At 69.0% G+C, this 6,121-nt stretch carries 5 protein-coding genes and 1 pseudogene; 4 read left to right on the forward strand and 2 right to left on the reverse strand.

The window, feature by feature from the left end:
- Positions 1-2,904 (reverse strand): annotated as a pseudogene (locus JS521_RS19660) (DUF6531 domain-containing protein); the annotation flags it as partial.
- Positions 2,905-3,296: 392 nt separating this feature from the next.
- Here JS521_RS19660 and JS521_RS19665 point away from each other — a divergent pair.
- Positions 3,297-3,602 (forward strand): hypothetical protein, encoded by a 306-nt coding sequence (locus tag JS521_RS19665; protein ID WP_205084288.1) that lies wholly within the window; start codon positions 3,297-3,299, stop codon positions 3,600-3,602.
- A 66-nt stretch (positions 3,603-3,668) separates the two neighbouring features.
- Complete coding sequence (locus tag JS521_RS19670) at positions 3,669-4,481, forward strand: serine hydrolase domain-containing protein (protein ID WP_205084289.1); 813 nt, start codon at positions 3,669-3,671, stop codon at positions 4,479-4,481.
- On the opposite strand, the gene JS521_RS19675 is transcribed toward JS521_RS19670, so the two are convergent.
- On the reverse strand, positions 4,450-4,923 hold the full coding sequence (locus tag JS521_RS19675) for an ATP-binding protein (RefSeq protein WP_205084290.1): 474 nt from the start codon (positions 4,921-4,923) through the stop codon (positions 4,450-4,452). The genes JS521_RS19670 and JS521_RS19675 overlap by 32 nt on opposite strands.
- An 84-nt stretch (positions 4,924-5,007) precedes the next feature.
- Here JS521_RS19675 and JS521_RS19680 point away from each other — a divergent pair, with 84 nt between their 5' ends.
- Together JS521_RS19680 and JS521_RS19685 are read left to right on the forward strand one after the other, a co-directional pair.
- Complete coding sequence (locus JS521_RS19680) at positions 5,008-5,832, forward strand: helix-turn-helix domain-containing protein (RefSeq protein WP_205084291.1); 825 nt, start codon at positions 5,008-5,010, stop codon at positions 5,830-5,832.
- Positions 5,816-6,013 (forward strand): DUF397 domain-containing protein, encoded by a 198-nt coding sequence (locus tag JS521_RS19685; protein ID WP_205084292.1) that lies wholly within the window; start codon positions 5,816-5,818, stop codon positions 6,011-6,013. The genes JS521_RS19680 and JS521_RS19685 overlap by 17 nt, the downstream gene beginning before the upstream one ends.
- The last annotated feature ends 108 nt before the right edge of the window (positions 6,014-6,121 follow it).

Here is a 6,121-nt window from a genome sequence, read left to right on the forward strand (position 1 = left end):
GTAGGGCTGGGGGACCTGTTCGGTGGTGGCGGCTCGCTGGACGCCGCGGGGGCTGTAGGCGTACGTGTTGACCTTCGTGCCCGCTTCGTCGGTCAGGGCGACGACGCTGCCGAGTGCGTCGGTCAGGTAGTAGTGGTTCTTCCCCCCACGGGTCATGGAGTTCAGCGTGCCCCCGGGCTCGCGGTTGAATCCCGTGTCCACTCCGGCCGTTGAGGTGGCCGACAGGCCGAGGGGACCGTTGTGGAAGAAGGTGTCGCCGAGCTTGATGCGCTCGGACTGGTCGGTGGAGCCGTACTGACCCGCGTACGTCTTGCCGCCGGTCGTGATCGACGTCATCTGGGAGTAGTCGGTCCACTTCATCCCGGTGCGGACGGACTCGGGGGTGGAGGCGGCGGCGGTCTCGTTGCCGATCTTGTCGTAGGACCAGTTCGTGGCCGAGCCGTTCTTCGCGGTGATCTGCTGGGCGTCGTTGACCGTGTAGGTGGTGCCGCGCGGGCAGCCCTTGTCGACGCCCTGCGAGGTCAGGTTCCCGGCGAGGTCGTAGCAGTACTGCCAGGAGGAGGCGAGGGTGCTGCCCTTCTTCTCCGCCGCGTAGGCGAAGCGGCCGGACGTGTCGTACTAGTAGCTCGTCTTCGTCCCCGCGACCGCGTCCGTCGTGGTACCGATCTTGCCGCCGTCCTTACCGTCCGGGCGGGCGTAGGTGTAGGCCAGGTCGACCAGGGTGCCCTTCGGGCTGGTGGCCTTGATCTTCTCCGGGCGGCCGGACTTGTCCGGGGTGACCTCCTGGACCGTGTTACCGGGGTAGGTGGTCGTGGTGCGGACGTCGTTCTTGTTGTACGCGTACTTGGTGACCTTGCCCTTGGGGTCCTTCAGCTCGGCGAGCTTGTTGACCTCGTTCCAGGTGTAGTCGGTCAGGCCGGCGGGGTCCTTGTAGGTGTCGACGTTGCCCGCCGGGGTGTAGGCGAGGACCGTCTCGGAGCCGTTCTGCAGGGTGCGGACCGTCTCACGGGAGAGGGGGTCGAAGTCGTACCTGATGACTCCCGTGCCGTCGGAGCGCTGGATGAGGTTGCCGTCGCTGTCGTACTCGTAGGTGACGGCCTGATAGTTGGAGGAGTCGACCTTCTTCACCCGGTCACGATGGTCGTAGGTGTAGACGATCGTGACCCCGCGGGCGTCCTTCACCGTCTCGGGGCGGCCCAGGGCGTCATAGGTGTAGGTGGTCGTGCCCAGCGGTGCGGGGGCCTTGACCGTCTTCAGGTTGCCCTGGGCGTCGTAGGTGAACGTCGTGGAGACCGACTCCGACTCCGTCATCTTCGTGGTGACCTTGCAGACCTGGCCCTCGAAGCCGCCGCAGGTGGGGGTGGCGGGGTTGTAGTCGAAGGACTGGTTGCCGCCGCCCGTTCCCTGGACCGCGACGGACTTGGTGTTGCCCGCCGTGTCGTAGGTGTACTTCGTCTTCTCGTTGTCCGCCGTGGTCATCGTCTCGGGCAGGTCCGAACCCGCGATCGTCTGGTAGCCGCCCATCGAGGCCGTCGCGCCGGTCGGAAGCTCGGACGATGTGGGGTTGTTCCGGGAGTCCCACCCGTACTTGGTGACGTTTCCGGAGGCCCCGCCCACGCCCATCGCGTCCGCGGCTTCCTCGACGTTGCGGTTCGCGTCGTACTTCTTGGAGCGCGACCGCTCCAGGGCGTCGGTGACCTTCGTGACCTGGCCGTCGCCATCGTGGTCGTACGTGGTGGAGTGGCTCTCGGGGTCCGTGACCGTCGTCCTGCCGGCCGCAGACGGGGTGGCGGCGGAGTAGGCGTAGGTCCAGGTCGGGCCGGTGTGGCCGGAGCCGTTCAGCTCGGTGGCCCGGAGCATCGAGGTGACGCGGTTCTGGTCGTCGTAGGTGAAGACCGTCACCCGACCCTTGGGGGTGGTGATCTTCGTCAGCCGGCGTGAGGAGTCGTAGCCGAAGACCGTGGGCTTGCCCTCGGTGTCCGTCGTCTTCTCCAGGTCCCCAGCCGCGTTCAGGTCGAAGACGGCCGTGCGGCCGGTGTGATCCTTGGCCTGCCACTGGTTCGGGTACGTCTTGACCAGGTCCACCCAGCGCCCGGAGCGGGTCTCGGTCAGCTTGAAGCCCTTGTGCTCGCCGCCCTCATGGTGCTGGGCGACCGTGATGGCCCCCTTGTTCTTGTCGGTCACCTTGGTCAGCGTGCCGTTGGCGTCGTAGGTGTCCTTCGAGCCGGACTTGCGGTCGGTCAGCGTGTACGTGCCGTCCGCGTTCTTCTTCAGGTCCTTGGAATAGCCCTTCGGCGTGGTGAGCGCCCCACTCGACTCCTTCGCGAAGCGGACCGCCGCCCCGGTGGCGTCGTACAGGACGACCTCGTCCGCGTTCGCGAGGTTCAGATAGCGCTCGTACTCCTGCCACCACCGCTGCGACACTTTGCCCCAGGGGGCGTCCAGCGAGTTGTACGTCCGGGCCAGGCGCAGCTTCTGTCCCACCCCGGCGATCTCGAAGTCCGTGCCGGCCAGCATCAGGTTGCCGGTGGAGTAGTTCACCCGCGCCACCAGCGAATCGGTGATCCGGAAATCGGAGATCTGGTGCCAGGGCACCGAACCCTGACCCTCCGGAACGTACGCGGCCGCGGCCGCGCCCGTCCCCCGGGCCGCCTTCCGGCCGGCCGGTGCGGGCGGTGTACCGGTTGCCGCGCGCTCCTCCTCGGCCTCCAGCCAGGCCGCCTTCTCCGCCGAGGGCGCCGCCCCGGCCTCATTGCCGACCGGCTTGTTGGAGCCGACCTTCACCGGCGGGATCTCCGCCTTCGGCCCGCCCGGGCCCCAGGCGGATGTCGCCGCTCCGTCAGCAGCCGGGCCTGAGCCCGGCGCGGCCAGTGACGGCAGCGCCGACGCCCCGAGAGCCGCCACCACCAGGGCGGCGGTCAGAGCACTTCTGCGCTGGATACGGGCACGCCGAAATGGCGTGCCGAAAGCACGCGAAACCATGCGATCCCCCCACGGGATACGTAGACGCGGCGACCGCAGAGGCGATCGCCGGAAGCCCACACGCTGCCACGGTTCCTTCACGCGGCACGAACAAGTTCTCGACCAAAAACGCGCAAATGAGCGAGAACAAGCCGACTTTCATGCCCGCTTCGCCCCGGAAAGCACCTACGCCCAGCATGACTTTCCCTATGACAACTGTTTCAGCATCAACGAAAGTGGGGCTGAAAGTCAGCCCCGGACTCACCTATTCCGCGCGCCGAAACGCATGAACAGTCAAGGTCGGGCAAAGAAGCACACGACGAGACGGGGGAACCATGGAGCAGCAACAGTGCGGAGCGAGATCCGGCCTGCGGAGGATCGACCGCATCACCCGCAGAGTCGGCATCGCGCTGTGCTGGTCCCATGCGACGGCCATCGCCCTCACCGCTGCCGAGGCCATCCTCCGGACGGCTACCGGCTGGTGGGTCATCAGCTGGGCGCTGACCGCCGCTCTCCTCGTCGTCTGGGCACTTCTCCGGGCTGCCCAGAAGGGGCTCTTCGGAAGGGCCGCAAGCAGTGAGGGCAAGCAACCCGACCCCTGCTCGCCCGAAGAGCCCCCTCACTACGATCGCGCCGCATAGAGACCCGGATCCAGGGAGCCGGCCGACCCCGAAGGCCGCCGAAGCCGACCGGTTAGGCTCGGACGCATGGAGAGCCTGCGCATCATCGACACCTGGCCGGTCACGACGGCGGCGGCCGCCGTCGTGCGGGCGGACGGCACGGTCCTCGGCACGCACGGGCCGGCCGACCACCGCTTCCCCCTCGCCTCGGTCACCAAGCCGCTCGCGGCCTACGCGGCGCTGGTGGCGTACGAGGAGGGAGCCGTCGAGCTGGACGAGCCCGCCGGGCCCGAGGGCTCCACGGTGCGCCACCTGCTCGCCCACACCAGCGGCCTCGCCTTCGACGAGCACCGGGTGACGGCCCCGCCCGGCAACCGCCGCCTGTACTCCAACGCGGGCTTCGAGGTGCTCGGCGACCACATCGCCAAGGCATCCGGCATCCCGTTCGCGGAGTATCTGCGCCAGGCGGTCCTGGAGCCGCTGGCCATGACGTCCACGACCCTGGACGGCTCCCCCGCCCGCGACGGCGTCTCCACCCTCGCCGACCTGGTCCGCTTCGCCGCCGAGGTCCAGGCCCCCCGCCTGCTCGACCCGCGTACGGTCCTGGAGGCCCAGAGCGTCGTGCACCCGGGCCTCAAGGGCGTCCTTCCCGGCTACGGCCACCAGAGCCCGAACGACTGGGGCCTCGGCTTCGAGATCCGCGACTCCAAGTCCCCGCACTGGACGGGGAACACGTCCTCCCCCGCCACCTTCGGGCACTTCGGCCAGTCGGGCACGTTCCTGTGGATCGACCCGGTGGCGTGCGTCGCCTGCGTCGCGCTGACCGACCGCGCCTTCGGCCCGTGGGCGGCGGAGGCCTGGACGCCCTTCACGGACGCGGTCCTGGCCGAGCTGACCTGAACCGGCTGCCGCCCAGCTCGGGCGGCGTCAGGCATTCGAACCAGACGGTCTTCCCGCCGCCGTCCCACCGCTTGACGATGCCCCACTCGTCGGTGACGGCGTTGACCAGAACGAGCCCCCGGCCCCCGTCGTCCAGCGGATCGCCCGTGATGGCGAGCGGCACGGCGGGGCTGCTGTCCGCGACTTCGACGCGGACGCCCTCGCCGCGCGGCAGCCGGAAGATGAAGGTCTGGCCGCGCCGGTCGGGCACGTGCTGCACGACGTTGGCGATCAGCTCGGTGAGCGCCAGCTCGGCGGCGTCGGCGAGGAACGGCAGCTCCCAGGCCTTGAGGTAGAGCCGCAGGACGCGGCGCAGATGCTGGGCCGAGTGCTCGCCCAGGGCGAAGTCGGCGCGGTAGACGGGCTCCCCGGGATTCCTCCGGGGGACAAGTACGTGATTCATGTCACCAGGCTGCGATGCGGTGGCTACGCTCGGCTACGTACGGAAACGAACGCCGCGAGGCGTTGTCTCCCGGAGGTCCGCGCCGTGGCCGACATCCAGACCCTCTATCCCGACGCCTCCCCGCTCGCCTACTACGGCTCGGAGTTACGCCGACAGCGTGAGGCCCAAGGGCTGACGCAACCGCAGTTGGGCACGATCATCTTCTGCACGGGATCGCTGATCGGCCAGATCGAGACGACGAAGAAGATCCCCACCCGCGACTTCTCGGAGCGGTTGGACGCGGGGCTGGGCACGGACGGGGTCTTCTCCCGGCTGGTCGGCCTGGTGCTGCGGAGCCAACTGCCCACGTGGTTCCAGCCGTACGCGGACATAGAGGCGAAGGCGACCTATATCTCCACGTACCAGGCGCAGGTGGTGTACGGGCTGTTGCAGACGGAGGAGTACGCGCGGGCCCTGCTCCGCGTTGAGCACCCGCGCCGCGTGGACGAGATGGTGGCGGCCAGGCTGGAGCGCCAGCGGATCCTGAAGCGGAAGAACCCGCCCGCCCTCTGGGTCGTGCTCAGCGAGGCAGCTCTGCTCCAGGAAGTCGGCGGGCACGCCGTCATGCGAAACCAACTCGCCCGGCTGTTGGAGTTCCAGGATGACCCCTGGGTGCAGATCCAGGTGATGCCGTTCACCGCCGGTGAGCACACGGCGATGATGGGGTCGTTCACCCTCCTGCGGTTCGACGACGACCCGGATCTGTTCTATGTGGAGAGCTACGACCAGGGCCACATGACCGCCAACCCGTCCGTGATCAAGGAGCGTTCGGTCGGATACGCTCGACTGCAAGCCTCAGCCCTCTCCCCCGAGGACTCGGCGACGCTGATCACTCGTGTGATGGAGGAGCGCTATGGGAACCAGTCATGACCTCACAGGTGCGCACTGGCGGAAGTCCTCGTACAGCGGAACCAGCGGCGGCGAGTGCGTCGAGGTCGCCGCCACCCCCACCTGCGGCTCCGTCCCCGTCCGCGACAGCAAGAACCCCACCGGCCCCGCCATCGTCCTGGGGGCCCCGGCCTGGCAGGCGTTCGTGGACGGGCTGCGCTGACGCGCGCTGTCCGGTGAGGCGGGGGGGGGGGGGGGGGGGGGGGGGCGGCCGCCCCCCCCCCCCGCCCGCGCCAACGCCAAACCACCGCCGCCCGCCGCGGGGGGGGGG

It is taken from the genome of Streptomyces durocortorensis (assembly GCF_016901035.1).
GTDB classification, from domain to species: Bacteria; Actinomycetota; Actinomycetes; order Streptomycetales; family Streptomycetaceae; genus Streptomyces; species Streptomyces durocortorensis.